General features: G+C 56.8%; 25 protein-coding genes, 1 tRNA gene and 1 pseudogene. 12 read left to right on the top strand and 15 right to left on the bottom strand.

The window, feature by feature from the left end; translation table 11 throughout:
- The first annotated feature begins 19 nt into the window (after positions 1-19).
- Positions 20-1,345: a glucarate dehydratase gene (gudD, locus tag ACU688_RS04100; RefSeq protein ID WP_448183735.1), complete on the top strand. Its 1,326-nt coding sequence runs from the start codon at positions 20-22 to the stop codon at positions 1,343-1,345.
- 89 nt (positions 1,346-1,434) lie between these two features.
- On the opposite strand, the gene ACU688_RS04095 is transcribed toward gudD, so the two are convergent.
- Both ACU688_RS04095 and ACU688_RS04090 read right to left on the bottom strand, forming a co-directional pair.
- Complete coding sequence (locus ACU688_RS04095; protein ID WP_448183734.1) at positions 1,435-1,803, bottom strand: addiction module antidote protein; 369 nt, start codon at positions 1,801-1,803, stop codon at positions 1,435-1,437.
- 1 nt (position 1,804) lies between these two features.
- Positions 1,805-2,107 carry a type II toxin-antitoxin system RelE/ParE family toxin gene (locus tag ACU688_RS04090; protein WP_448183733.1) on the bottom strand — a complete coding sequence of 101 codons (303 nt, stop codon included), beginning with the start codon at positions 2,105-2,107 and terminating at the stop codon, positions 1,805-1,807.
- A gap of 200 nt (positions 2,108-2,307) precedes the next feature.
- On the opposite strand from ACU688_RS04090, the gene ACU688_RS04085 reads away from it, so the two are divergent.
- A complete protein-coding gene (locus ACU688_RS04085) occupies positions 2,308-2,823 on the top strand; it encodes a hypothetical protein (RefSeq protein ID WP_448183732.1) in 516 nt (171 codons plus the stop codon).
- 24 nt (positions 2,824-2,847) lie between these two features.
- Here ACU688_RS04085 and ACU688_RS04080 read toward each other — a convergent pair whose 3' ends face one another.
- Together ACU688_RS04080 and ACU688_RS04075 are read right to left on the bottom strand one after the other, a co-directional pair.
- Positions 2,848-4,170: a hypothetical protein gene (locus ACU688_RS04080; RefSeq protein WP_448183731.1), complete on the bottom strand. Its 1,323-nt coding sequence runs from the start codon at positions 4,168-4,170 to the stop codon at positions 2,848-2,850.
- A gap of 49 nt (positions 4,171-4,219) precedes the next feature.
- Positions 4,220-4,702: a hypothetical protein gene (locus ACU688_RS04075; RefSeq protein WP_448183730.1), complete on the bottom strand. Its 483-nt coding sequence runs from the start codon at positions 4,700-4,702 to the stop codon at positions 4,220-4,222.
- A 247-nt stretch (positions 4,703-4,949) separates the two neighbouring features.
- Here ACU688_RS04075 and ACU688_RS04070 point away from each other — a divergent pair, with 247 nt between their 5' ends.
- Together ACU688_RS04070 and ACU688_RS04065 are read left to right on the top strand one after the other, a co-directional pair.
- Positions 4,950-5,975 carry an alpha/beta hydrolase family protein gene (locus ACU688_RS04070; protein WP_448183729.1) on the top strand — a complete coding sequence of 342 codons (1,026 nt, stop codon included), beginning with the start codon at positions 4,950-4,952 and terminating at the stop codon, positions 5,973-5,975.
- A 31-nt stretch (positions 5,976-6,006) separates the two neighbouring features.
- Positions 6,007-7,401 (top strand): aminotransferase-like domain-containing protein, encoded by a 1,395-nt coding sequence (locus ACU688_RS04065; RefSeq protein ID WP_448183728.1) that lies wholly within the window; start codon positions 6,007-6,009, stop codon positions 7,399-7,401.
- On the opposite strand, the gene panB is transcribed toward ACU688_RS04065, so the two are convergent.
- On the bottom strand, positions 7,389-8,204 hold the full coding sequence (panB, locus tag ACU688_RS04060; RefSeq protein WP_448183727.1) for a 3-methyl-2-oxobutanoate hydroxymethyltransferase: 816 nt from the start codon (positions 8,202-8,204) through the stop codon (positions 7,389-7,391). The two genes, ACU688_RS04065 and panB, sit on opposite strands and share 13 nt — an antisense overlap.
- Before the next feature lie 165 nt (positions 8,205-8,369).
- Here panB and ACU688_RS04055 point away from each other — a divergent pair, with 165 nt between their 5' ends.
- The 4 genes from ACU688_RS04055 (at position 8,370) to ACU688_RS04040 (ending at position 9,994) form a co-directional block, all read left to right on the top strand.
- A complete protein-coding gene (locus ACU688_RS04055; protein WP_017735389.1) occupies positions 8,370-8,522 on the top strand; it encodes a DUF2986 domain-containing protein in 153 nt (50 codons plus the stop codon).
- Between the two features lie 84 nt (positions 8,523-8,606).
- Positions 8,607-8,882: a metal/formaldehyde-sensitive transcriptional repressor gene (locus ACU688_RS04050; RefSeq protein WP_448183726.1), complete on the top strand. Its 276-nt coding sequence runs from the start codon at positions 8,607-8,609 to the stop codon at positions 8,880-8,882.
- Complete coding sequence (dmeF, locus tag ACU688_RS04045) at positions 8,879-9,781, top strand: CDF family Co(II)/Ni(II) efflux transporter DmeF (protein ID WP_448183725.1); 903 nt, start codon at positions 8,879-8,881, stop codon at positions 9,779-9,781. Before ACU688_RS04050 ends, dmeF begins: the two co-directional genes overlap by 4 nt.
- A 33-nt stretch (positions 9,782-9,814) precedes the next feature.
- Entirely contained in the window at positions 9,815-9,994 is a 180-nt protein-coding gene (locus ACU688_RS04040; RefSeq protein WP_017735392.1) for a DUF1289 domain-containing protein, read from the top strand.
- Positions 9,995-9,997: 3 nt separating this feature from the next.
- Here ACU688_RS04040 and ACU688_RS04035 read toward each other — a convergent pair whose 3' ends face one another.
- Both ACU688_RS04035 and ACU688_RS04030 read right to left on the bottom strand, forming a co-directional pair.
- On the bottom strand, positions 9,998-10,795 hold the full coding sequence (locus ACU688_RS04035) for a DNA/RNA non-specific endonuclease (protein ID WP_448183724.1): 798 nt from the start codon (positions 10,793-10,795) through the stop codon (positions 9,998-10,000).
- Positions 10,796-10,889: 94 nt separating this feature from the next.
- Positions 10,890-12,107, bottom strand: coding sequence for an MFS transporter (locus ACU688_RS04030; RefSeq protein WP_448183723.1), 1,218 nt, complete (start codon positions 12,105-12,107; stop codon positions 10,890-10,892).
- 121 nt (positions 12,108-12,228) lie between these two features.
- On the opposite strand from ACU688_RS04030, the gene ACU688_RS04025 reads away from it, so the two are divergent.
- The 3 genes and pseudogenes from ACU688_RS04025 to ACU688_RS04015 all read left to right on the top strand — a co-directional run.
- Positions 12,229-12,867 carry a TetR/AcrR family transcriptional regulator gene (locus tag ACU688_RS04025; protein WP_448183722.1) on the top strand — a complete coding sequence of 213 codons (639 nt, stop codon included), beginning with the start codon at positions 12,229-12,231 and terminating at the stop codon, positions 12,865-12,867.
- 132 nt (positions 12,868-12,999) lie between these two features.
- On the top strand, positions 13,000-14,862 hold the full coding sequence (locus ACU688_RS04020; RefSeq protein ID WP_448183721.1) for a DUF3857 domain-containing transglutaminase family protein: 1,863 nt from the start codon (positions 13,000-13,002) through the stop codon (positions 14,860-14,862).
- Positions 14,863-14,964: 102 nt separating this feature from the next.
- Positions 14,965-15,646 (top strand): annotated as a pseudogene (locus tag ACU688_RS04015) (conjugative transfer ATPase); the annotation flags it as partial.
- Here ACU688_RS04015 and ACU688_RS04010 read toward each other — a convergent pair.
- Positions 15,625-17,310: a DNA cytosine methyltransferase gene (locus ACU688_RS04010; RefSeq protein WP_448183720.1), complete on the bottom strand. Its 1,686-nt coding sequence runs from the start codon at positions 17,308-17,310 to the stop codon at positions 15,625-15,627. The pseudogene ACU688_RS04015 and the gene ACU688_RS04010 sit on opposite strands and share 22 nt — an antisense overlap.
- Before the next feature lie 332 nt (positions 17,311-17,642).
- Here ACU688_RS04010 and ACU688_RS04005 point away from each other — a divergent pair, with 332 nt between their 5' ends.
- Positions 17,643-18,107, top strand: a complete 465-nt coding sequence (locus ACU688_RS04005; RefSeq protein ID WP_448183719.1) for a very short patch repair endonuclease — start codon at positions 17,643-17,645, stop codon at positions 18,105-18,107.
- 265 nt (positions 18,108-18,372) lie between these two features.
- On the opposite strand, the gene ACU688_RS04000 is transcribed toward ACU688_RS04005, so the two are convergent.
- The 7 genes from ACU688_RS04000 to ACU688_RS03970 form a co-directional block, all read right to left on the bottom strand.
- Positions 18,373-19,287 (bottom strand): PD-(D/E)XK motif protein, encoded by a 915-nt coding sequence (locus ACU688_RS04000; protein WP_448183718.1) that lies wholly within the window; start codon positions 19,285-19,287, stop codon positions 18,373-18,375.
- The gene (locus ACU688_RS03995) at positions 19,280-19,978 is read right to left on the bottom strand and encodes a DUF6339 family protein (RefSeq protein WP_448183717.1); all 699 of its coding nucleotides are present in this window, start codon (positions 19,976-19,978) and stop codon (positions 19,280-19,282) included. The genes ACU688_RS04000 and ACU688_RS03995 overlap by 8 nt, the downstream gene beginning before the upstream one ends.
- Entirely contained in the window at positions 19,975-20,934 is a 960-nt protein-coding gene (locus ACU688_RS03990; protein WP_448183716.1) for a hypothetical protein, read from the bottom strand. The genes ACU688_RS03995 and ACU688_RS03990 overlap by 4 nt, the downstream gene beginning before the upstream one ends.
- Positions 20,931-22,982, bottom strand: coding sequence for a hypothetical protein (locus tag ACU688_RS03985; protein WP_448183715.1), 2,052 nt, complete (start codon positions 22,980-22,982; stop codon positions 20,931-20,933). The genes ACU688_RS03990 and ACU688_RS03985 overlap by 4 nt, the downstream gene beginning before the upstream one ends.
- A gap of 3 nt (positions 22,983-22,985) precedes the next feature.
- A complete protein-coding gene (locus ACU688_RS03980) occupies positions 22,986-25,805 on the bottom strand; it encodes a Z1 domain-containing protein (protein WP_448183714.1) in 2,820 nt (939 codons plus the stop codon).
- Positions 25,806-26,053: 248 nt separating this feature from the next.
- Positions 26,054-26,293 carry a ParA family protein gene (locus ACU688_RS03975; RefSeq protein WP_448183713.1) on the bottom strand — a complete coding sequence of 80 codons (240 nt, stop codon included), beginning with the start codon at positions 26,291-26,293 and terminating at the stop codon, positions 26,054-26,056.
- Between the two features lie 123 nt (positions 26,294-26,416).
- Positions 26,417-26,492, bottom strand: a tRNA-Asn gene (locus ACU688_RS03970).
- Positions 26,493-26,524 lie beyond the last annotated feature (32 nt).

Genomic DNA, 26,524 nt, shown 5'->3' with positions numbered 1-26,524 from the left:
GCCCTATTAGGAACCTGCCATGAACACGCCCGTAATTACCCATTTTCAAGTCATTCCTGTCGCCGGCCATGACAGCATGCTGCTCAATCTCAGCGGCGCCCACGGCCCGTATTTCACGCGCAATATCGTCATCCTCAAGGACAGTAGCGGCCGCACCGGCGTGGGCGAAGTGCCCGGTGGCGAGCGCATCCGCGAGACCCTGGAAGACGCGCGCAGCCTGGTGATCGGCCAGCCCATCGGCCAGTACCAGCGCATTCTCAACCAGATGCGCAGCACCTTTGCCTCGCGGGACTCGGCCGGGCGCGGCCTGCAGACCTTTGACCTGCGCATCACCATTCATGCCGTCACCGCCATGGAGGCGGCGTTGCTTGACCTGCTCGGCCAGTTCCTCGAAGTGCCCGTGGCCGCCTTGCTCGGCGAAGGGCAGCAGCGCGATGCAGTCAAAATGCTCGGCTACCTGTTCTACGTCGGCGACCGCAACGCCACCGACCTGGCTTACCGCAACGAGGCTGACGCCGATGATGAATGGTTTCGCCTGCGCCACGAGAAGGCACTCACCGCCGACGCCGTGGTGCGCCTGGCCGAAGCCGCCAAGGCCAAGTACGGCTTCAACGACTTCAAACTCAAAGGCGGCGTGTTAAGCGGCGACGCCGAAATCGAAGCTGTCACCGCCCTGGCCGAGCGCTTCCCCGACGCGCGCATCACCCTCGACCCGAACGGTGCCTGGTCATTGAAAGAAGCCATCCGCCTGTGCCGCGACCAGCACCATGTGCTCGCCTACGCCGAAGACCCATGCGGCGCGGAAAATGGCTACTCCGGCCGCGAAGTCATGGCCGAATTCCGCCGCGCCACCGGCTTGAAAACCGCCACCAACATGATCGCCACCGACTGGCGCGAAATGGGCCACGCGATCCAGTTGCAATCGGTGGACATCCCACTGGCCGACCCGCACTTCTGGACCATGCAAGGCTCGGTACGCGTCGCCCAGATGTGCCATGAGTGGGGCCTGACCTGGGGCTCGCACTCCAACAACCACTTCGATATTTCCCTGGCGATGTTCACCCAGGTCGCCGCTGCCGCACCGGGCGACATCACCGCCATCGACACCCACTGGATCTGGCAGGACGGCCAGCGCCTGACCCGAGAACCACTGAAAATCGAAGGCGGCTATGTGAAAGTGCCGAGCAAGCCCGGGCTGGGAGTGGACATCGACATGGACGCCGTGGCCAAGGCCCACGAGCTGTACAAAGGCATGGGCCTGGGTGCGCGGGATGACAGCGTGGCGATGCAGTTTTTGATTCCGGGGTGGACGTTCAACAACAAGCAGCCGTGCCTGGTGCGATGAGCTAGAACACAGCAATCAAAAAATGTGGGAGCGGGCTTGTGTGGGAGCGGGCTTGCTCGCTCCCACATTTCGATCGCGTCGCTCTGAATTCAGGGCTTGTGGGTGACGACCGGTGCTTTCTTGATCGCAATCGGCTGCACCGTAAGCTCCACGCCCAACGCCAACATCAGCTTCTGGATCGTCTCATAGCGCGTTTTCGAACCGCCTTTTAGCGTCTTGTACAGGCTCTCCCGATTTACCCCCGCCGCCTCGGCCACCTTGTTCACCCCCTGCGCCTTGGCGACTTCGGCGAGTGCCTTCATCAGTATCTGCGGGTCCTGGGATTTCATGCTTTGCGCCAGATAAGCGCTGATCACTTCCGGGCTGTCGAGGAAGCGTGAGGCTTCGTAGACACTGGTGCCGGACGTATCCAGATCGAGGATCGGCATGTCCTCGGGCTTGAATTTCGATTCGCTCATTTCATTGACCTCTCAGGGCATCGAGGATCTCTTTTGCCCGCTTGATTCCTCGTTTCTGGTCGGTTTTATCGCTGCCCCACAACATCAGGTAGGCCGTGATTCCCGTGCGCACAAAGTAGATTCTGTAGCCGGGCCCGACAAACACACGCATCTCACTCAGGCCTTCGCCTGCCGGCTCGCAATCGCCGAAGTTGTTTTCTTCGGCGCGGTCCAGCCGGGTGAGCACCGCCGTTTTTCCGCAAATATCCCGCATGCCGTCGAGCCATGTATCAAACTCCGGCGTCCTGCCGATCAGGTTAGTCAAACGATCACCTGTAGCCTACTGGCTACTCCTTGCCAATGCTAGTGGATTTTCAAGCCTGGTGCGCTCCAGATAAAAAACCCTAGCCCAGCGCCCGCAGAAGCAAGCTGGCGATACTGTTAGTGCTTGTGTCTTACACCCTCGCTTTGCGTAGAATGCTGCGCCTCAACATCAGGACCGTCTCATCCCAGGAGGGGTAACGCATGCAACCCGACACCACGATCAAAAAACTTAAGCTCAAGGACCAACTGCGCAGCGAGCCTTCCAAGGCCTGGGCGCCGGTAGAGCAAGCGCTCGCTTATCTTGCGCTGATGACGCCCATATTGTTGGTTGCCGAGTACTTTGGCATCACCGACACGTTCAAGATGAACCTGCTCGTTGGCGGCGCCCTAGGTGCAGTCATAGGCTCGACTTTCAACTTCTTCAACAGCATGGCACTGTCCCAATGGACCGTGCCCGGCCAACTCGATCCAGAGGCCGTGCGCAGCGCCATGCTCACCCTGAAATACGTCGAAAGACAGCCGGGTGTGTACCAGCCGAAAAGGCCGCTGTTCAGCCTGTTTCATCGCTACAGGTCCGAGCGCATCACCCTGCAAGTCATTGGCGGCGACACGTTCATCAGCGGCCCTTACAAGCAGTTGAAACAGCTCTCGGCCTTCATTCTCACCGACGCACAAACCCCAGCATCCGATCACACGCCGCCTACTGTGCAAGGCTGACAGGCTGTCGAAGATCAACGGCGCTCAGGACATGAAATTTCGCATCAACTTGAACAGATTGCCGGGCTTGAGCCAGCGTGTGCCTGGCGGGTCGCGGCGGTCCGTGCTGAAGTCCATGACGGTATGCTTGGGCGACTCACGGCCAAGGGTCGGAGGCGCCTGATCGTCGGGGCGAGCGGCTGGCTCGATCAGCCGGCCGGTCGTTTTGTCCAGCATATAGCCAGCGGCTTTGCCTTTGTCGGTGAGTGTCCAAACGCCGTCGACGTTTGTGACATGGGCTTCGAAAGGGGGGAGTTTCACGTTCTTGTGGGTGGTAACCACAACATTGTCGTTGATGCTGATTGACTTGTAGGACGCGAATTTTCTGTCGAGTGAGATCTGTGCAACGCCTTCGGCGGAAAACTTGATCACCATCTGCTCAAGAAAAGCCAGGTCACTGGTGTTTTTCAACGCGCCGTAACCAGGATCAAGAAAGTGCCGCAGAAAGCCCCGGTCAATAAGCGTGCTGCTGATCGCCGAACCGTTCAAGATGCGTGAAGCGGTGGCGGCATCCTCTGCCTGGAAGTCTACCGTAACCATGTACCCCTCCAGATCGTAGCCCTTGCCGTTGTTGGCATTCAGGACCTGGCGGCCATCATTGTGATGGCGATAGTCCCCCAGAAGACCGGCCACGTTATCGACATTACGCAAATCTGCACCTTGTGCCTGCGCATACGCGTACATCTGCGACAGTAAGTCACGATCATCGCGAGTGAGAAAATCATAAACACTTTGACTCATGTTGAGCATGGTCATTGGAGCTTTGGCAACCGGAGGCTCGATGCCGAGAAACAAGCGGGAGACCATGATCTCCCGTCCACTGGCAGATACATTGGCAGTATTTGCAGTGCCAGGCGCGGCTGAAGCTTGCAGCTCTTTCCACGCGGCGCGCCGCTCGTTGATGGTAAAGGAGCCCCCCTCATCGTGGGCAATCAGACTCAGTTGGTCGCGCGCGAGGCCTTTAAACGGATTGCTATCAGTGCCGTCGATAAAGCCGGTAGCTTGCCGAGCCCGAGCTAGAAGCTCCGCCCCCTCGGAATCAGATTGTGCTTTGGTGGCGAGATAGGCTTTTGCGGCAAGAGTGTCGCGCGAGACCTTACGAGTGTCGCGGGCTTCAGCCCGTTCTGCCGCCTCGCTAAGTTGACGGGCCAGCGTTGACAACGTGCTGATCGCACCAGTGCCTCCCTCGGTGTGTGAGGCATTGCTTTCACCGTCCACAGGCAAAACCAATGGCGAGTAAGCAGCGCTAGAGGGAACGCTTGCCAAGCGACTGTCCGCTAAAGAAAACCGCGTCACAATAGTATTCATGAATATCCTCCATGCCCCACACATACACACGAGAATTCAAAACAACTAACTAATAGCTATAGTGATAAGTCACCGAGTCAGTACCGGCTGGATAAGCAAGGCGTGCACCACCATCCTTTACATGATGTTTTATTGTGACCGATGCGCCCCTGCCGAATGGCAGATCATCGAAATCATGCAACGTGCCCGACATACTCGGCCAGATTGGCCTGCAATTGTTTTCCAGCCCCTGAAAGGGCCGGAAATAGCAAAGCTCTACTTTTTCGTCGAGCGTTTGTGGGTAGGACGTTGTCCGCCACTCAATACCCCGCAACTTCATCGATCGTCCGGCCGTTGCATCCGGAAAATCCGTATTGCGCAGACCAAAAAAAGACAAGCCCGTACCACCAATTGATATCACGGTAATAACATCCGGCGCAGCGGTCTTAGTGATCGTCGCGTCCACCGCATAAACTGCACCATTGAAGGACAACAACGCAGCCACTAGAAAACCGAACCGATACTTACAAGGACAAATCATTTTCCTCTTCATAATTATCACCCTAGCGTCAGAAGTTAATACACAAGAATCCAACCAATCTATCTGTAAGAACTACACCACCACTCTTGCACGAATTAACAACCACCAAAACCCACCCACTTCCTAAAATAACGAACGACAACTCCGTCATACTTAAAAGTAGGATCACGCCAGAAACGTCCTAGTCCCCTGCCCCCTCTACCAAAACCGCCGATTTCCAGTCATCATCCGCGCCTCACTTTCAAGGACGATAACAACAGTGAAAAACGCCCTTTGCGCCTTGCTCTTGATTGGCCTCGCTACACCCGCATTCGCCGACAACGCCCCCATCGGCTTCCAGAACATCACCCTCCCCGACGCGCAGAACAACCGCCCGTTGCAGATGGTCGTCTGGTACCCCGCCAACACCACTGCCACACCGGAACTGATCCGCGACGATGCCGTGTTCTACGGCGCCCTCGCCGTACCCGACGCGCCGCCGGCCAGTGGCAAACATCCGCTGGTGGTGATGTCCCATGGCAACGGCGGCAATTGGGGCAACCAGGTGTGGCTGGCCAGTGCCCTGGCCCACAAGGGCTACATCGTCGCGGCGGTCAACCACCCCGGCACCACCAGCAAAGACCGCAGCCCTGAAGCCGCCGCGCAATTGTGGCAACGGCCCAAGGACCTGAGCCGGGCCATCGATGCGGTGCTCGCGCAGCCGCAGCAGTTTGGCGCAGTCGCCCCGCAGCGGATCGCCGCCATCGGGCATTCCCTCGGCGGCTGGACCGTGCTGGAGATCGCCGGCGCACGCTTCGACCCCGCGCTGTTCGCCAAGGATTGCGCGGCCCACGTGCAACTGTCCGGCTGCATCGCCTATCAGAAGATGAACCCCGACAGCACCCAGATGGCCGCCGACTTGAGTGACAAGCGCGTCACCGCCGTGGTGTCCCTGGACCTGGGCCTGTCACGCGGCATGACCGACGCCAGCCTCGCCGCACTGCCGGTGCCGGTACTGGTGCTGGCGGCAGCGGCGAACGGGCCGGACCTGCCCGCTGAATTGGAGTCTGCGGACCTGGCCAAGCGCCTGCCCAAGGCATCGACGCAGTACTTGAAGATCGACGACGCCACACACTTCAGCTTTATGGCGATCTGCAAGCCCACGGGCGAGGCGCTGATCGAAGAGAGCTCGCCCGGTGACGGGATGATTTGTCACGATGCCAAGGGCGCGCGGCCACGGGAGGTAATCCAGCAGCAGGTTGTTGGGTTGATTACCGACTTTCTGGCACAGCCTGCTGGCAAGTAGCAACGGATCGGCTTGACCGGCGCGAGGCCCCATGGACAAGACCAACAAAGCGCCCTTCGCCTACCAAGCCGTCTACCGCTACCTTGTCGAGTTGATCGAGACCGCCCCGGCGCATGGCGTGCAAAAGCTGCCATCCCTGCGCCAACTCGCCCAGCGCCTGGGGGTGTCGGTCTCGACCACCAAGTACGCCTATGCGTTGCTCGAAGATGAGGGACGCATTTTCGCCAAGCCCAAGCAGGGTTACTTCACGCGATTGCTGCCAGCGGTTGCCGCGAATCAAGGCTTGCCCAACCTGCTCGACCAAGTGTTCGCCAGCGCCCGCCAGCCGGGCATGCTGGCCCTGAGCAGTGACGCGCCGGCCATGTTGCTGTCGCTGGAAAACCCATTGCTGATGATCGAGCGCGAACTGGCTCGCCACTACCCGCGCTCACTGACCCCTTTGTTCCTGCCGTTCGGTGAACCCGAATTACGCGCTGCGTTGGCCCAACGCTACACCCGTTCCACTGACGACTATTGGCAGGCGGATCAGGTGTACATCGGCGCAGACCTGCACAGTGTGCTGGAGTTGTCGCTGCGCGCGCTGAGCCTGGAGGGCAGCGTGGCACTGGTGGAATCACCCTGTTCGTGGGCGATCCTGCGCCAGTTGCAGGCGGCCCGGATCCGCGTGATCGAAATGCCGCTCGACGCCGACGGGCGCTTTGACCTCGGCGCACTGGAGGACTTGCTCAGCCAGGAACCCATCCGCCTGGCCGTGCTGTCCTCGACGGTGAACACGCCCCACGGCAGCGTGATGCCAGCCGAGGACAAACAACAGATCTGTCACTGGCTGGCGCAACGGGAGATCTGGCTGTTCGAAAACGACACGTACGGCGAGCTGTACTTCGCCGCGCAACCGGCCCGCTACCGCGACTTTGCCGACCCACAGAAACTGCTGGTGTTCTCCACCTTCGACAAGGTCATCGGCGCGGAAGCACCGTACGGTTATGTGCTGTGTCGCGGGCACGCGGCGCAGTTGCAGGGGCAGTTCCTGGAACGGGCATTCCGCCTCTCGCCGAGCCGCCAGAAAGCCATCGCCAAACTGTTCACCACCCGGCGTTTCGACCTGCATCTACAGGCCCTGCGCGCCCTGCTGACGGAGCGCATGACGCGCCTGCGCAGCCTGCTGGATGAACACAGCGCTGGCCAGTTCCACGTGATCCCGCCGCAAGGTAGCGCATGTTTCTGGCTGGAGGCCACGCATCCGGTCGACATGCGCCACGTGTTCGAACGACTGCTGGCCCAGCGCATTGTCATCGCCCCGGGGCAACTGTTCAGCCTGCAGGGCACTTGGAAACATCACCTGCGCCTGAGCTTCACCCTAGACTGGAGCAAGGATATTGCCCGCGCCGTGCAGCAACTGGCCCAAGCCCTCCGTCACAGCCCGTAGCAATGCCGCGCCTCAGGGAAACGGCCATGGCGCACGTCGTCGGCATATCGCGCGCAGGCATCGCGGATCACCGCGCCCACATCGGCGTACTGTTTGACGAAGCGCGGCAGATGTTCACCGCCCAGGCCCAACACATCTTCGGTAACCAGCACCTGGCCGTCGCAAGCCGGTGAAGCACCAATGCCGATAGTGGGCATTTTCGAGTCGAGGGTGATCTGCCGCGCCACGCCTTCGGCGACCCCTTCCAGCAGCAGGCTGAAGGCCCCGGCCTGCAGATTCGCGCGCGCATCCTCGGCAATCACCGCGCCGGTCTCGGCCGTGAGACCCTGGGCCTTGAACCCGCCCATCACGTTGACGAACTGCGGCATCAACCCCACATGCGCCATCACCGGAATGCCGCGTGCCACCAGAAACTCCACGGTGCCCGCCAACGCCTGGTTGGCTTCCAGCTTGACCGCATCGCAACCCGTGCGCGCCAGCACCTGGGCGCAATTGCGAAAGGCTTGCTCGTTGGATTCCTGGTAACTGCCAAACGGCATGTCGGCGATGACACAGGCCAGATGCGTGCTATCGACCACCGCACGGGTGTGGCCGATGATTTCTTCGAGCTGCATGCTCAGTGTCGATGGCCGGCCGTAACCGACCATGGCCGTGGAGTCGCCGATCAGGATGAAGTCCACCAGCGGGTCGATCAGCGTGGCGATGGCGCTGGAATAGGCGGTCAGGGAGACGATTTTCTGCTGGCCCTTCATCGCCACCAGTTGCGGGACGGTCATGCGTTTGGTGCGGGTGTGGATGCTCATCGGTGTCTTCCGTTAGCGCTGGAGATTCAGGCATTACGGGGCCCGATTATTGGCGAAACGTGAGGCGATTCAATGCACAGATCAGCGCGAAAAACCGACCCAGGGAAACGGCCACGGTTTTTTAAGCTGGTATCATTCGCGCCTTCACCCGCCGGATAAAACCCCATGAATCGTCAGAAAAAACTGCAACAACTGTTCAAGGCCAAAGCCAAGAAAGCCAGCGCCAAACTGGCGCCCAAATCCAAAGACAAATACATCAGCAAAGCCGACCGCCTGAAGCTGGCTGAAGAAGCCGCCCCGGCTGCGGAACAGGAGTGACCCAAGCCGCTTGGAACCGCGCCTTGTTATAGGGGGGTGGGGTATGCAATGATCGCCCCCATCATAGGTAGGGGGGGTATAGACATGGGCCATGTATCGGCAAACAAAGACAGCCTGATCAAACGGGTAAAACGTATCGCCGGGCAGATCCAGGCCCTTGAACGCGAGCTGGAAGCAGACGCCGACTGCGCCAAGACCCTGCATCTAGTCGCCGCCACCCGTGGCGCAATCAATGGCCTGATGGAAGAAATCATCGAAGACCACGCCAGGGCCCACGTGGCCGACCCGGCGCTCTCCGAGGAAGCACGCAGCAGGGGCGTCGAAGAGCTGCTTGAAGCCATTCGGCGGTATTCCAAATGAGCCTCGCCAATAGCCATACCCACGAACATGTGTTCCTCGGCTCATCCCACGATGAAAATGCCCGGCGCACCCTGTCGGTGGTGATGTTGACGGTCGCCATGATGGTCGTGGAAATCGCTGCCGGCGCCATCACCGGTTCCATGGCCCTGCTCGCCGACGGTTTTCATATGGCCACCCATGCCGGCGCCTTGGGCATCGCCGCTGCCGCCTACGCCTATGCCAAACGCCACGCGAACAGCCCACGCTACAGCTTCGGTACCGGCAAGGTCGGCGACCTCGGCGGCTTTGCCTCGGCGCTGATCCTGGCGCTGGTGTCGCTGGGGATTGGCGTGGAGTCGGTGATGCGCCTGCTTGATCCTGCCGAGGTGCAATTCGGCACCGCCACCCTGATCGCGGTGGTCGGCCTGGTGGTCAATATCGTCAGTGCGCTGCTCTTGGGCCACGGTCATAGCCACGATCATGAGCACGACCATCACCACAGCCACGACAACAACCTGCGCTCTGCCTACCTACACGTCATCGCCGACGCACTGACCTCGGTGCTCGCCATTGCCGCGTTGCTGGCCGGGCGTTATCTGGGTTGGGTGTGGCTGGACCCGGTGATGGGCATTGTCGGTGCGATCGTCATTGCGCGCTGGGCCTGGAGCTTGATGGGCGTGACCGCTGGCGTGCTGCTGGACCGCACCGATGAGCACGTCGCCGCCGAGATCCGCGAGTTGGTTGAGCAGCCTGGCGATGTGCGGATCACCGACTTGCACGTCTGGCGTGTGGGGCCAGACGCCCATGCAGCGATTGTCAGCGTGGTGGGCGATGCGACGACGGATGCCGAGGGCATTCGCAAACGCCTCAAGCCGGTTCACGAAGTGAGCCACCTCACCGTCGAGTTTCGCGCCGTGTGACAACGGCTACTTATTCCAACCCCAGGTGAAACCTTGGCTAAAGATATCGAGAACCCCTGCATCTCCACCTGTCAGCTCAGCGGCGACCTTTGCGTCAGCTGCGGGCGCAGCAAGGACGACATCCGCAAATGGAAAAAGATGAAACGCCCGGAGAAAATGGCCGCCGTGCAACGGGCGACCCAACGCTTGAAGGCGCTGAAAAAGGCCAAGTAGCCGTCAGCTACGGCCTACCGAACCCGACACCGGAAGGTTGCCGAGCAACTTGAGCCCGGTACTTTTCACAAAGGTGTCGTAGTCCATCGGCTTCTGGATGCGGGTTTCGGCGTTGGGCAGCACGTAGGCCCAGGCGCGCTGGGACGAGGCGTCGTACACCAGCTTGAACAACCGCGTCGGCACCCACACCTGATTATCGCCGATGGTGCTGTAGCCGGCATCGAACAGCGGGCCGGTGAACACATACACATCGCCACCGGCACGCACGGCAAACTTGCGCACATCCGCCTCGACCTTGCTCCAGATCTTGCGGTTGTTGGTGGGGTCTTGCGGCACCATGTTCGACAACGCAAACGACTGGGCCATGGCATTGGCGTTGGGCGCATCGGCGGCTGGGGATTGGTGGCCACGGTCCACGGCCGGGTGCTGGCTGCGGTAGTCGCTCAACTCGGCGCGGCCACTTTTGGGAATGCGCGGGTCGGCGTAGAACTGGTTGGTGCGCTCCTCGCCCTTGGCGTCTTTCAACTGCGCGGCATTCAGGCGTTCGACCACCACCAGCGGGGTCTTGCTGGCTTGCGAATAGAGCACTGCAAAATGATCGGAGCACAGCGCCAGGGGTTTCATGGCGGCGGGCACCGTGGCGGTGTTGATCGGTTTTGCGGCGGGAAACAGCTCGGTGCAACTGTCGAATGACAGCTGTTTTTGTTGCTGGGTATAGAGGTCTGACTGACTGCGGGCATTGGCCCCGGCGGAAAGCAAAACAAGGGCTGACAGCCCAACGGCAATTTTGCGTAGGTACATGCGTTAAATCTTCAAAAGAGAGTCAAGCGGCAGGCTCCGACGAGCGGAGCCAAGTGGATGATATTGCAGGGATTACTGACTACAAGATGTCAGATTAGTGCCCGACCGCTGTAGGTTTTCCCGCACCCCGCGCGCCCGGCTTGAAACCATGGCTGCGAGCGCCCCAGGCCAATGCAAATGCCAGCGCGATCAGTAGCAACATCGCCCACGGAAACGAGGTCACGCCCCAGGTCTCCAGCAACACCCCGCCTGCCACACCGCTGGCAGCAATCGCGCTATTCCACGCCACCACATTCAGCGACAGCGCGACGTCAGCGCCCTCTCCCGCCGCATCGGCCAGAGCGGTTTGCAACAGTGTCGCGGCGCCGCCAAAGCTCAGGCCCCACACAGCGACACCGAGGTAAATCACCTGGGGCAGGTTTCCGAGCAGACCCAACGCCACGCTGACCGCTGCAAACGTCGCCAGGCTGGCCAGCACCGTGTTGCGCAACAACGGCTCGACCAGCCTGGCCGTCAGCCAAATCCCCGCCAACGCGGCCACGCCAAACACCAGCAGCACCCCATCCACCCGCTCCGCCAGGCCCGCTTGCGCCACGAACGGGGCGATGTAGGTGTACAGAATGTTGTGCGCCAGCATCCAACTGATCACCACCGCCAGCACCGGGCGCACGCCCGGCGTGATCAACACCTGGCCCAGGGACACACGCTGATGCGCGGCCTGCGGTGGATAGTCCGGAACCTTCACCAGCACCCAGACGATCAGCCCCAACGTCAGCGCCGACATCAGCCCGAACGTGGTGCGCCAGCCCATCAACCCGCCCAGCCACGTGCCCAGCGGCACGCCCAGCGACAGCGCAATCGGCGTGCCGACCATCGCCAGCGCCAGCGCCCTGCCCTGCTGGTGCGGCGCCACCATGCGCCGGGCGTAACCGGCCAACAGGCTCCAGGCCAACCCTGCCGCGACACCGGCAAAGAAGCGCGCGACCAGGGTCACGCCATAGTGGGACGACAGCGCCGTAATGGAGTTGAACAGCAGGAAGCCAACGATGGTCAGCAGCAGCACATTGCGCCGACGCCAGCCACGGGTCGCAATGGTCATGGGGATCACCGCGAGCACCGAACCCAAGGCATATGCGGTGACCATCTGCCCAGCCATCGACGGCGAGATCGCCAGGCCCTCGCTGATCAAGGGCAGCAGGCCTGCGGGCAAGGTTTCGGTGACGATGCAGATGAAACCGGTCATCGCCAGGGCGAGCAAGGCACCGATGGGCAGGCGTTCGGATGACGCGGATAGACTGAGTGAGGGGGTCACGGGCAACTCCTTTGAGGGACTTAAATACTGATCGATACAAATGTTGCGGGCGCTGACCGCACGTTGTCAACGACTTATGTATCGACTAGTATTTATCTCGCTTCCCCACCGGAGACCGCAAATGGCACAAATGGGCCGCCCCCGTAATTTCGATCGCGACCACGCCGTCGAACAGGCCATGCACCTGTTCTGGCAACACGGTTACGACGCCACTTCCCTCGCCCAGCTCAAGGCCGGACTAGGTGGCGGCATCTCCGCGCCGAGTTTTTACGCCGCGTTCGGTTCCAAGGAAGCCTTGTTCGACGAATGTGTGCAGCGCTACCTGGCGACCTACGCCCAAGTCACCGAATGCCTGTGGGACGAAACCCTGCTGCCGCGCCAAGCCATAGAGACTGCCCTACGCCAGTCAGCGCGCATGCAGTGTGAAGACGGGCATCCCAAGGGCTGCATGGTGGCGCTTGGCGTCATGAGCGCACCGAGTCCCGAGAATGCGCGGGTGGCGGATGCACTGACGCAATCCCGGGTGCGCACGCGGGCGGGAATAGTGGCCTGTGTTGAGCGTGCGATCCGTACCGGGCAATTGCCCGATATGCCGAGCGGCGCAGCGATGGCGGCGGTGTTCGACAGTTTTTTGCAGGGCGTTTCGATCCTGGCACGCGATAACGTGCCCCATGCCGTGATCGACGCGGCGATTACCCAACTGCTGCTGACTTGGGATGTTGCCGCCTCGGTTGTAGCGCCACGTATCAAGCAGTCCTGAAGGGCTGAAAATCCGTAAAAAATCAGCAGGCCCTTTGCCATCTCTATATAGTAACGCTTCGCATTAAGCGGATTACCCAAGGAGCGTGCACCCTCTTGAAGACGGTGCGCGTCATCGTTCAGAAGGATCTTTATGCAAGGCTTTACTCTCTTCCAGGCACGCCTGTTCGGCGCGCTGGCCGTGGTCGTTTGCGGGCTGTTCACTGCACAGGTGCAGGCCGACGACACCGACCACTCGCTCACCATTGAAAAAAACACCCAGTCTTATGTGGTCAACGCCGACGGCAGCTTTGTGCTCGACGTGGAAATCATCGCCAAGGTCAATGAAGAGCGCGCAATCAAATTGCACGCCCAGCGCCCATTGGCCTTCAACCGCACACTGGAAACCCTGAAGATCGTCGAGGCCTACACCCAGAAAGCCAGCGGCCGCAAAATCCGCGTGCAACCCAAGCAAATCAAGGAGCAGCAGGAGCGGGCTTCGACGGATGCGCCGATGTTCCAGGATTCGCGGGTCAAAGTGGTCATCTTCCCGGATGTGGCCGTGGGCGACCGCCTGGTCTTGCGTTATCAGCGCCAGCGCAACAAGCCGTTGTTTCCCCAGCAGTTCGAAGACATGAACGCGCCGGACTTCTACCACACCGAGCAGACCAGCTTTTCCTACGACATGCCGGCGAACATGCCGCTGTACGCTGACGCCAAAGGCTACAAGGCGTCCACGCCTGCAGCGGCACCCGGACGCAAGATCTATCGCTGGGACCTGCAGCCCACCGAGAAATCCCGCATAGAAAACGGCGCTGTCGCCTACACCGACTACGGGCAATTCATTGCCGTATCGACATTCGCCGACTACACGCAATTTGCCCAAGCCTACGCCGCCCGGGCCCAGGTTGAATTGACACCCGCTATCACACAACTGGCCAAGGAACTCACCGCCCAACTCGACACGCCCCGCAGCAAAGCCCTGGCGCTGAGTGACTGGGTGCGCAAGAACATTCGCTACGTCGCCGTGTACGTCGGCGCCGGCGGCGTGGTGCCACACCCGGCGCAGGCCGTGCTGGACAACCGTTACGGCGACTGCAAAGACCATGTCGCCCTGCTCGAAGCCCTGCTCAAGGCCGTAGCCATCGAAAGCTCGCCCGCGCTGATCAACTTCGGCAACGCCTACGCCCTGCCAACCGTGCCGACACTCGGGCTGCTCAACCATGCCATTACCTACGTGCCAAGCCTGGACCTGTACCTGGACTCCACCGCCACACCGCTTGCGGCCGGCTACCTGCCGATCCCGGAACTGGGCAAACCAGTGCTGCTGACCCAGACCGGCGTACTGGAGCGCACGCCGATCAGCCAACTGAGCAAGGTCGACAACACGCTGACATTCAACGTCGCGGACAGCGGTGCCGCCGACTTCAACAACACCTCCACCGTGGAAGGCTGGGGCGCGGAGTTCAATCGCTTCGTGTTCAAATCGATGCCCCCCGCCGACATGAAACAACTGACGCAGCAAATCCTCAGCATGTACGGCCAGTCCGGTGGTGGCGAGGTAGAAAGCGACACACTGGAAGGCAACGCACCGACCTTCAAGTCTGTGATCAAGGGCCACACCGAAAACCTGGTCAACCTGCCAGGCCCCACCGGCGTGCCGACCTTCTCCAGCCTCGCGGGCGGCATTTCCCAGAACGTGTTTGCGTTTATGGCCGAGAAAGAACGCACCCAGAACTTCACCTGCCTCTCTGGCGAAATCTCGGAGCAGGCACGCTTCGACTTCCCCAAGACGGTAAACATTCTGGCAGTGCCCAAGGCGGTAGCCCTCAAGCAAGGCGGCTTCGATTACCAAGCCACCTACGCCCAGGATGGCAACGGCGTCGTGATCACCCGCCGCTACCAGTTCAACCACACCGACGCGCAGTGCAGCCCGCAGGACTTCATCGCAATGAAGCCGGCGATCGAGGGGATGGTCAATGATCTGAAAAGTCAGGTGATTGTGCAGACGTTGTAAGGGCAAGGTTCACGCGCGATGGATGTCGCGCGTGAACGGCCGAGCCAAATCCAAGGCAAAAAAAGCCTGCATCGCTGCAGGCTTTTCTCTATCTGGCTCCACGACCTGTTCAACAGAGGAGGATCGCTATGGCCGGAGGCTGATATCAACATCGTCGATCTCGCCACCTACGCGCGTAAGGGTTACAAATCCCAGCTTTCGATTGCGTACATCTCGTTGATCAACACCGTGAACAATATTATTGCTGAGAGGGACCAAATGCTTGGCAGGCCGATCATCAATGTGACGGATGAGGGGCACATCATCATCAAGAATCCGCGGCTTTCCCCTTGGAGGCTCAAGATCACCAAAATGTGGCGGAAACTGGGGGCTTGGTTTTGGTTGGCTACGCAGAACATTGATGACCTGCCAAAAGCGGCCGAGCCGATGCTGAAAATGATTGAGTGGTGGATCTGCTTGAATATGCCGCCGGATGAGGTGAACAAAATTGCGAGATTCCGGGAGCTCAATGATGCTCAGAAAAAGCTGATGCTTTCGGCGCATAAGGAGTCAGGGAAATTTACCGAAGGGGTCATCTTGTCAAAGTCCACGGAGGTGCTTTTCAGGGCCGTACCGCCAAGCTTGTACTTGGCGATGGCCATGACTGAACCAGAGGAAAAAGCCGAGCGGTTCAGGTTGATGAATGACCTCGGCATCAATGATGCTGGACGCCGCAATGGCCATGGCGAAAGTCATTGATCAAAACCGAGTATTAGTTGCCCTTCAGGTGTTACTCAGCGCTTGATCTAATATAGGAACGGCGCTAGCTCTATCTTGGCCTTCGACAACACGCCGACACACAACACCATATACAATTTCCGCGATTTTTTTGGCTAACAAAGGCGGTACCGCATTACCAACTTGGTGATATTGCTGGGTGCGATTCCCTTCGAAATAATAATTATCAGGGAACGTCTGAAGCCGCGCGGCTTCGCGAACAGTCAAACTGCGACATTGCGCAGGGTCGTAATGAATAAAATAGTGCCCATCCTTCGAGATGTGGCTAGTAATAGTAGTGGCAGGAAGCTCTGCAAGCTGAACTCTGAAGCGGTCGCTAAACTTACCGCTTTCCCAGTTTTTGTGAGCTGGAGCAAGACCTGGAAGAGAAAACTGCTGATGCCCCTTGGGAGAAAACTTGTTGTGTTCAGCAAAAGTACTAGCAAACACGTATCGCCGAAGGTCCGACCGCATATGGCTACGGGCATCGTGACCCATCCAATACTTGATGTTGGTGTCCTGATACCAAGTATCCAGAGATGGAATACCGGTCCCCCCCTGACCCAGTTCCTTTGGTACTCGTTCACCACCTGAACTCAGGGGTGCGTTGATAAGAGCTTGGCGAGTTTTTTGCAGTGGATCAATCAGTTTTCCATTTTCAAGCACCGCATGGTGTACCAAATCCTCCACTTCGTCAGCAACAGTCTTATACCAAGCTTCAAAGGAATCCAAACCTCTCGAGAGCTTACTTCTAAGCTTGGGTAGGCCGCCAATGGCTTCTTTCACCGATACTGGGCCGGCGGTTTCTAAAAGTTCATGAAACGGGACATTACCGTTCTCATCGAGTGCTATTCCCAAGAGAATGACACGATGACGAGCTTGTGGAATTCCGTATTTTTCCGCTTCAATTATGAAAGATTTTGGGTTCACTTTGTCTATGCAGTCTGAAGAACTATATGACTCCTCGGAAACCAGAGAGCAAATCTTGTATTTTTGCCCTCCCTCAGCGTTATCCAACGCTCTGGTGGGATCTGCCAGATCCTTCAAGATCTGCGAAAAGATCCTTTTGCCGCCAATCTTTGAGGATAAGATACCCTTGACATTTTCCATGACGAAAACGGTAGGACAATAGTCTTTGATGATGCGCAAATAGTCCTTATAAAGAAAATGCCTATGGTCATCCTCAGGAATATAACCCTGCTTGGCTTGATTTCGTGCTCGACCAACAATCGAATACGCTTGGCATGGAGGGCCACCAATGAGGACCCACGGACGCCCGTCGTTATTCAATCGGGCATTGATGAGTTTATTTAACTCTCTGTCGCCCTCTTCCGAACCCAAGGTGATTTGACGCGCCTCCTGCTCAGCCCGGTTCCAATATTTCTCTGTTTCAGGGGAACTGGGTTCAGTCGTCTCCCCATTGCAGTACCGGTAGTAATCCTGAAGCCCATCAGGGTACTCGCGCTTGAGCAAGCGATAATAAGCTCGCAGCCTGAGCGTCTTCCTAGCAACAGAATCCATTTCGGCAGAAACGATAATATCGAAGTGCTTCCCACCTCCAGACGATGAAAAACCTTCACCCAACCCTCCTGGGCCAGCAAAAAGGTCGACGATCTGAATAGCGTCTTTGACTGCAGCCGTTGACTCGACGATCGCTTTCGGAGGGAAGAGGGTGTTCTGGTATTGAATCATGGGCTTCATTGTTCAAAAAATCATGAATGGCGACAGCTTAGGCAGCCGAGCTGCGATACTGTACTAGGATTGGGACAGGAGCGCAGCTACAGTGGCGTTGACTGCGACAACGCCCCATCGACGCTTCTCCCTTGACGTAGCCTGCAGCGCCAGTCAAAGGCGCTTCCGCGAATAATCGGACCCAGGCCACTGCCTGCCGCTGATAAGAAAACGTCATTATCAAGCCCCTCATTTGAAGCCAAAACCTGCTATTTATATTGGCTTAGGGCCGGCTATCACGGCTTCTAAGACCGAATTCTTGAGCAGGTGCAGACACATCTCGGGAGTGATTAATGGACGTAGTCAGTAAAGATGTCAGGTCTAAAATGATGGCCAACATCCACGGCACCAATACAGTCCCTGAGATGAAGGTCCGTAAGCTGCTGCACAAAAATGGATTCAGGTATCGACTTCATCCACGGGAGCTTCCCGGTCGCCCCGACATTGTGCTACCTCGCTACCATCTCTGCATACTCATTCATGGCTGTTTCTGGCACAGGCACCCTGGCTGCAGATATGCAACCACCCCAAGCTCTCGTGAAGATTTCTGGCGCTCAAAATTTGAGCAAAATGTGAATCGAGATACGAGAAACAGGCACGAACTGCTCCAACAAGGTTGGCGCGTGTTCGAGCTTTGGGAGTGCGGAATCCGCAAGCCAGAGGTAACGATGAATTGGCTTCTGGAGGCCGTGCCTGATAGTAAAAAACAATATATTTCCTGGCCGGAGTTTCCTCAGCTGACTGCGACACTCACCTAAAATAAAATTATGTTCCTAGTCTTGGTCAAACAAGAAAACCAACGTTTTACTCCCCACAAATATCCGACTTACTGAGAAATATAAAATAGGTGGAGCGCGCCATCTTTATATGGGTTGTTGAGCACAATCATTACCCCCTATTATATGCGCTACGCTTATTAGCACTTAGGATCGACATGCGGAAAAATGCATATACACGCCGCAATTAAAATTCTGCGGATATGGAGCACTAAAGCTCAAACAAGCACGAACCCAACATTAACCCCTAGAACTGCTGTGATTTAAATCCAGACAGATCAACACTATATTCAAATTTAACTACGCCTACCGGCATCACCCCACCAATGAAACTTGCAGGTGTTATCCGCGGAAAATCATCATCGACCGCATATGAATTAACCTCTAGTAAGTCGTATGCCTCTTTCCGGGTAGAGCACCCCGCTTCCATCCCAAGGCGCTGCAACGCGCCTTCCAGCATCGCCGCATCGACGCCAAGCGTAATGAGACGATCACAAACGAGGTCGATCGACAGACCATCATCGACGGCCTCGAACCTGTAGTGAACCAGTTGCAATGGTTTACCAGATGAGGCAGCTAGTTGAAACTGCCCTGATATATTGACTATGGCTCCGTAGCGGCTGATCGTTGACTTGACCTCGTAATCAGTCACTGGAGTCTTGATATCAACCACGCCGCCGAAAGGCCCAGACCATTCGAAGCCGACTCCTCGGATAACCAGAGTGTGTAAGGCCAGCAGTTCAGCCAACACGTCATAGCCATGTCTATCGACCAAAGCATTGCCCAGCAGATGCCTCCAGCGCTCCCACCAAACCAAAGGGGCAGTCAGCAACGCTTTGCGAACAGCAGTGCCGGACTCGACGCTCACCATATGCTCGCAGATCACTCCAAACTCGTTTCGAAGCCATTCGATGGACGACTCCAGCCGAAGGAAGCACCGATGTTGACCCGCGACAACTCGCTCCACGGTCCGAAGCTTGGCGCCAGCAAACCCTTCTGAAATTTCCAAGTGCTCAGAACATTCAACGGCAACGCCGAATATGTCACCTTCTCGAAAGACCCACGCAGGACACTCAACCGGCATAGCCTTGATAGGCAGCATTCGGCCGCTCTCATCGAGGTTGGCGAAGCCCTCCTGGATCTCTTTAAGCAGATCAGTCATGACCACTCTCCGAATCGATAGGCATGCATCCCACATCAACAAACAACGCGTCAACGTACCCCAACAAACCGCCTTCGCAAAACAGGGGTTCTTTCAACACGATCTGCGCCGTATTGAGTTTCATGATTGCTCTGAACTGATCCTGAGAGGGCTTGAGCAACTGACGCCTCTTGAAAATCAACCGTGTCAGCTCAATCCTAAAACCTCCTTTGCCTGGGCGCTCAACCAATTGCACAACCGTATCAGTGGTCACATTCTCCAGTACTTTTCGAGTCTTTTCCTCGGAGCCCTGCCACGTAAGATGAACGGTCCACCACATTGCCCGTAGCCAGATGCGGCTTCGTCCTTTCCAATACCGCACAGGTGGCGCGCTGTCCCAGCGCCCCTTTACCAGATCCGGCAGCACTCGCAGGGAGAGAAAGCGCCACCATCCATCATCTGCGGCGGTACGAGTATCCATGCCGGCCTCTGCCAATATTCGATACAAGGCAAGGCCGAGTTTCATGTCATAGGCGCCAGGGCCTGAGACGTTGCTTCTCGCAGTAGGCTCATACAGAGACACGACGGCGAATAACTGGCGACGTATTTCCTCTAATTCCGGATTCAACCTATCGTGGCGAAAATCATCGTTTTTGACCATCTCGTCAAAGTGGCGCTGCGATAACTTGAGGTTCAACCTCGGAAAGCTCATGCCTCTTTCTCCAGTTCCCGCACTCGTTGATCCAGCCAACATTGTGTAGATACGAACAACTCCGGAAGCGAGCCTGTACTCAAATCACCAAGTCGAATGAATGAGCGAACCGCATCCGCAATACTTGCGATGCCTTCATCGGCGTCTGGAGCTCCAAGATAGGTATCAAACTCTACGCCCATGTCGTCCTTGACATGAGCAATGACCAGTGCAAGCCAACTCGCGAAAACCTGACGCATCAACGGCGATTGCTCGGGATTCTGAGCCCTACGATCGCGCAATTGCTCGAAATTCGGGTGGGCGTTGTTTAGAACCAGAGCGACATAGTCGCTGGTAAAGGGCTCATCCTGCGGATCACTCCAGCAAGCCTTCAACGCCCACAGCGGCCCATCTACGCCCAAGGACTCTTCCAGCACAGGGAAAAGGGAGCCATCACCATCTATGACGATTTCGATTGGGTGTGCTAAAAGACCTAATCGAGCTCCAGGGTGATGTGCAAATCCGGGAGTAAACTCTGTCGCACACTTGCCTAGAAATGCTTGAACCGATAAAAAACCGCTACCTCTGACCGTACCAGCGGCCAATTCGATGTCGAGTACCACGTTGTCGCTCTCCGCATCGTGGCGCACGGTATGAACAGACCCAAGTGTGCGCCAGCAGGAGTCTGCAGAAGCCCACTCCAGCGCAAGCAATACTTCAGCCTCCGTGCTCACCACCCCGTCGGAACCGAAAATGGCCTCCAGAAGCGGAGCCTTATCGATCCAACATTGAACCTCCAAGGGATGCTCATCCGGACTCCAGTCACTTTCCTTTCCCAGAGCATATTGACTACCACTGATCGCAGTCGCGCCTGGGTCAATGCCGTCATCTGACCGAAAGATATACTTCACTTCGGACTCGCTTGCACCGCCGAGTGGTGCATACAGCGTTCGGTATAGCGGCAGCCGCGTACTCATTCCACAACTCCATTTGTACCCGAAGCCCGGACACTGATCACCGGACGCAGCAACTTGCCGCCGGACTCAACCACTCTGACGTTAAGCTCCCCCTCCAGAATCAGTCCTGGTTGAACAGACGCAGTAACAACCATGAGCCTGACAGCGCTTCCATCGGCAACTTCAGTGCTGTGCACAGAAATAGCCGAGCTAGCTAATTGGATTGCCTCAAATCGAAAGGGGAATGCGCCGAGCCCGCTTTCAATCCACTGATCAAAGGTGATAGGCCCAGCTTCTGAATCCACCGATACAACGATCTCCCTTGGTAGATTTGGCTGCACCATCCCCCACCTCAGACACCACTTCATGACGATGAAGGAGGCTTCATACCTGATGTCAGTTATCTCCAGTTCGGGCGAAAGCACCGTGCCCCCTCTGGGATCTTGTCGAATGGAAATGGCCGTACGTGGCGTCGCTTTGCCAAACCGCCCATCCCCACCAAACCCTCGACTGGGAAGTACGAGCTCGGCAAACTTGCGGGAGATCCGCATCAAAGGCTTTACGGTCACACTGGGCTGGGGCGGCACGCCGAAATCTTTCAAAGCCCGGCCACACTGAGAACGAATCTTTCCGACGATTCCCCCTCCGCTGACATCTATCCAAGCGGCATGATCTGCACGCTCGCAACTCCTCAAATACCCTTCGAGATTTTGTATGGTCGAGCGCAACCCTCTGGCTTGGGAGGGCAGGAGCTCTTGTTCGGAATCTGGCAGGAAGAGCGCCATAACGTATCGGCCATCCGCAAAACCAGTGAACCCGCCAGCCCAGCCTCGCGAATCGATACTGTCATCCCAACAGATATTCATTCCAGGGGAACGCATGAACGTCACTATCGGGCGATGGGGCGCGCCGCTGTCTGCTTTGGAGAAGATGCAGGTTTCAGGGCTAGCCACGTTGTCTGGCGCGTCCATCTGTAACTGACGTGGGCTTAAAGCCACAGCAACCAGCCACCCCGCAGGAGCACTAGCCACGAACTCACCCCGCAATTGAATAGCTCTGCAGAGTACATCTTCATTCTTGACGCCTATGTCCGTTAGATAATCTCCCTTTTCTGGCACATCTCGGACCGCACGATCGTACAAGCACTGACTCACCCGAAATGTCGGTAACATCTCCCCACTAGTGATCTCATTACCATTAACCGACGCGCTCAGATATCGACCGCTGGCGAAAAAAGGGTTATCCAGCCGAGCACTGAACCATCGCTGGATCGCAACACTTACGTAGTTTTCAGCACTGCTGTACCACCATGGCGCTGGCCTGCCCTCCTCGCAGAACACCGGTAGCAGATTTTCCTTGAGCAATGGAATGATGATTGCCGTTCCGGTCGTTTTACCAGTGAACGGTCTAGATCCAAATGCATCTAACACTTCGTGGATCTGGTCCTGGGCCGTTATTGCACTTAAGGTGTCATCTGCCACCCACCAGGCAATGCCGGTTTTCGTCTCGGACTGAAGGCGGTCAGCGTGATCTTCATCTTCGACCAATGAAGCTACCAATCGCTCTTCATAACCATCGGGAGTCTGGATCCGACTGTAGTAGATGACTAGGCCAGCCCCCATTCGGAAATAACAGGTCTTACCTAAACCCCACGAACCTCCTGCACTGTCATCAGCGCGAGTTCGACCTATTTCGAACACGAGCTTCAGGAAGTTACCGTGCTGACCACTCGCGTCCACGTCGTCAAAGCTAATCGGCCCCGTCAGCCCCTCAGTGTCTGAATCGCGAATTTCCAGCAGTTTTGGAGTACGCGGATAGCGTTTACCAAGCATTTCCAGGTCCAACCCCTCACTAAACGTGGAGGCGATAGCACCCAGCGAATGCTCGCGAAAATGGAAGTTCACTGAAACCGGTAGTGCCTGATTACCACTGCGCCCCGCGTCGAGAGAATTCTGAACAGACTCGCGTACCAACAGGTCAAGCAGCGGAGTTTCTTCGTTCTGCAGCGCACGAAGCAGAAATGCGCCGGATTCCTGCATGGGCTGCAATTGGAGACTGTAGTACTTCATGGGTCAGATCACGCCTATCGTTTCTTCGAGGTCGTTTTCCAACGGCACGAAGGTATCAGGAATCCCTACCGTCACATGAGTGACGTAATGTTTCTTCTTACCTTGCGAGCCCGGCAGATAAAGACTGATACCTACAATGTCTGCCTTGGCATTGAGCGAGCCCCTCGCTCTACGCGGCGAATTTATAGAAGGAGTGCGATAGCTGACTTTGTCGATGAGATAGATCAGCAATTGAGGTGTGGCTCCAACACCACCTTTGTCGCGAAGCCCAGCCACTACAGAACTACTGAAACCCGTCTTTGGCAAGACACCATCTTCAAGGCCGACAGCGTCCGCCAGTAAATCCCTGGGATCTCGCAGCGCACCAATAGACACGCCGTTATCCGAACGTCTATCCAAGAAGCGGCTACGGTTTACCCGACCTACAGACCGCCCAGAAATATCCCAGCTGTTTTCTTGCGTCGGAGAGCTCCCCGCTACCACCACGTTCCAATTTTTGTAGCCGGCGTTTTCAGCGTGCTCACTGAGCCATGTCAAAAACGCTTTTATGTCGGAGAAGAACTGATTCCCGGGATGAAACGACAGATCAGCTAAATAGTCGGCTACCAGACTTACACCAACTTCGCGCCAGACAAGACTGTTAGCACCTCTCATTTTAGACTGCTCAAGCTTAGTACCTGCCGAACTCAGAAATTTCTCAGTCGCTGACAAATTGGCTTCAAGTATTGCCGCAGCATCATCGCCATCATGGAAAACAGTTGTTTGCCGATTGATCCCCGAAAAGTCGAATTCTGCCTCGATTGAGCGTTGCATTTTGTTCGCACTTGTCGGACGAATCCAAGCGAGACTCGCATGTACGCGGACGCGAGGACCAAACTCTTCAGGTTTGGCGCCTCCACTCATGAACCGTTGTAGATCATCACGGAGCTCCTCCTCCGCGACAGTCATGAACTCGTACTTGGCTCTCGTATCATCGGACATCCAGATGCGCGGCAACAACTCATAGCCTTTACGGTAACCAAACCATCGCCCCATCTGCATGAGGGAGTCCGCTTGCGCCGAGCCCCGAAGGAAAAAGGTGCTGACCAGGTTCTCAATCGTCAGCCCTCGGGAAAGCGTAGCACCGCCGATAACGATAAATGCCGAACAAAAATCCAGCCCTTGCGATGCGTCAGGATAAAAGAGGCGTCGGACTTCGTTCTCGTCGGTCACCCCATTGTTGGCGCCGTTATCGACACACACGTGAATACCACGGTGGTACGTGCGCTTTGAGTTCGCATCCAGCTGAATGGCCGTCACCTTTCCGAGGAGTGTCCGGATCTCTGCAAAAAAATCATCAAAACTAGGCAGCTCACTAATTTCAGAGAGCCGTCCGTAGTCGTGAAAACGCTCAGCAAACTTCGCAACATCCAGATCTGATGAAACCCTGTCCCATACGCGCCTAAAAATATCGTCCAGTTTATCATCATCAAATGACGACCAAGCGTTGAGCGCTGCTTGCACCGCTTCACTCATGAAATCATGATGAAGTTGTCTCGCACTCGTATGTATCAACATGCTCACTGGCCTTGCGGCGCCGGACAACCTCATCACTGCTACGCAGCACAGGTACCAGATCAGACTTTCTTCCAGTGCATGAGGCAGGGCCAGATCTTCCCCTTTATGAAGACTGGCCACCTGCTCCAGGTCCTTGCCAGTAACTTCTCGAACGACCCCAAGCGGCTCCTTCTCATTTTCGGTGTTACCGAAAATCTGAACAGGCCCAAAATGTTCGTCAGCTTGCGGTAGCACCGCTATGAAATCTTTTGGGTACAGGGTTTCGCCGGGACCTTCATTGAGAAAGTTGGCAGCGGGCGTTGCAGTAAATGCAACGTAATTCACGCATTGCAGCGGCAGACTGACTAACTGCAGAATCAGCCCATTAATGACCGTACGCTCAGCCTTCGAAAAATCATTTGAATTGATTCCAGCCTGATCCGCCTCGTCATCAATAACTACAAGCCGCATCTGCGACATCCCCAGCGGGTGCGCCTTGATCCAATCAATAAGGTGCTTCAATCGTGCTGGGTTTTTCAGGCACACAACAAGATGGCGGTCTCTTCGGCCCGGATCGAACTGCATGTCTTGGGCGCGAGCGCCATATGGGCTATTTCTCGACGGGTGTTCAATCGACTTCCAACTGACATTACCATCATGCTGGAACAGGTCTCCGACCAGACGCTTGCTAGTTTGTACCCGGAGGTTCTCGAGCGTCCCTGTCAGCACGACGAACAGGTTCCACCGATAGTCGGCCGCCATGGAAATCAAACCAGCCATGTTGGCTGTCTTGCCAGACTGAACATGACCGACCACCAGCCCTTTTACAGCCATACGATCTTTCGTGCTCAGACGAAGACGCTGGAGGACTCGAACCGCAGATTTCTGAATATTATCGACGGAGGTTTTCTTCCAGCCTTGCGCGATGAGGTATGCTTGGTAGAGCTGCCATGCACTTCGCGCATCTTGCGGAACCGCCATGCCGGGCTCAGCCTCTTCCGCACCGACAAAGATCAAGGGTCTTGTCGCGGCAACAGATTGCTGTTCTGCCTGCTCCTTGCGACGAACAATTTCCTTCCAACATTCAAATCGCGCTTCTGGACTGTTGCCCAGCGAAGGCCAGTCCTCCATTTCCTCCTGCGTGAGAAACCAGCCATTGACCTTATCAAGCGACTCTCCCATCCGACCGAGCCTGGCGATATCGTCCCAGCCCCTGCCTTTCGAGCGCCAAGCATCAATGAAAGCCCGGCATTTATCGTACGCTGGGTCGATACTGTAATCAGGCATTAGCATCCCTACTTTAATCTGAAGGCAACTCGAATCAGGAATATCGCCTGCATCCAAGCCAAGTGGTGGGATAGTGGCACAGAGCCGGCCGCCTTACAAAACCCTGGAACCAAGCGGCCGTAAATCACGAGTCCGCTCCTGCTCACAGGTTTTCGTCGCCATCAAAAAGCGATACCTGCGCAGTTACGTCAAAGAACGATTGAATCATCTGCCAACACATTTCTACCAAGCGCCGGCTTGCAAGGTGTCTAGAGAATCCGGGGCGATTCAATGATCTGATCAGGCCGCGTCTCATTGCTCGTGATCAACTGATAGGTACCACCAGGCGCCTCATGCGACAGGTTGTAAAACCAGGACAACGATGGCTGATTATCAAGATCGATGAGCAGGGTTCGAACACCTGCATCGGCGCAGAACGCGCCCAGATTGGCACCAACCGTGGTTTTACCCGGCCCGCCTTTGGTTGAAACGACTGCTGCGACTTTCATGGGGCTTACCTCTGAATCGCAGGCTTTAGAGACGGCTTCATGCTGATCACGCTGTGCGCGTCAATCACCCCGGCCAAATCCAAGGCAAAAAAAAGCCTGCATCTCTGCAGGCTTTTCTCTATCTGGCTCCACGACCTGGACTCGAACCAGGGACCCAATGATTAACAGTCATTTGCTCTACCAACTGAGCTATCGCGGAATTCGCCGTATGTTACTGATTAAAAAGAAGAA

The organism is Pseudomonas acericola (SeqCode) (assembly GCF_053456465.1).
Note: the sequence above shows the minus strand (reverse complement) of the source record. Positions and strands in the feature narration are given on the sequence as shown.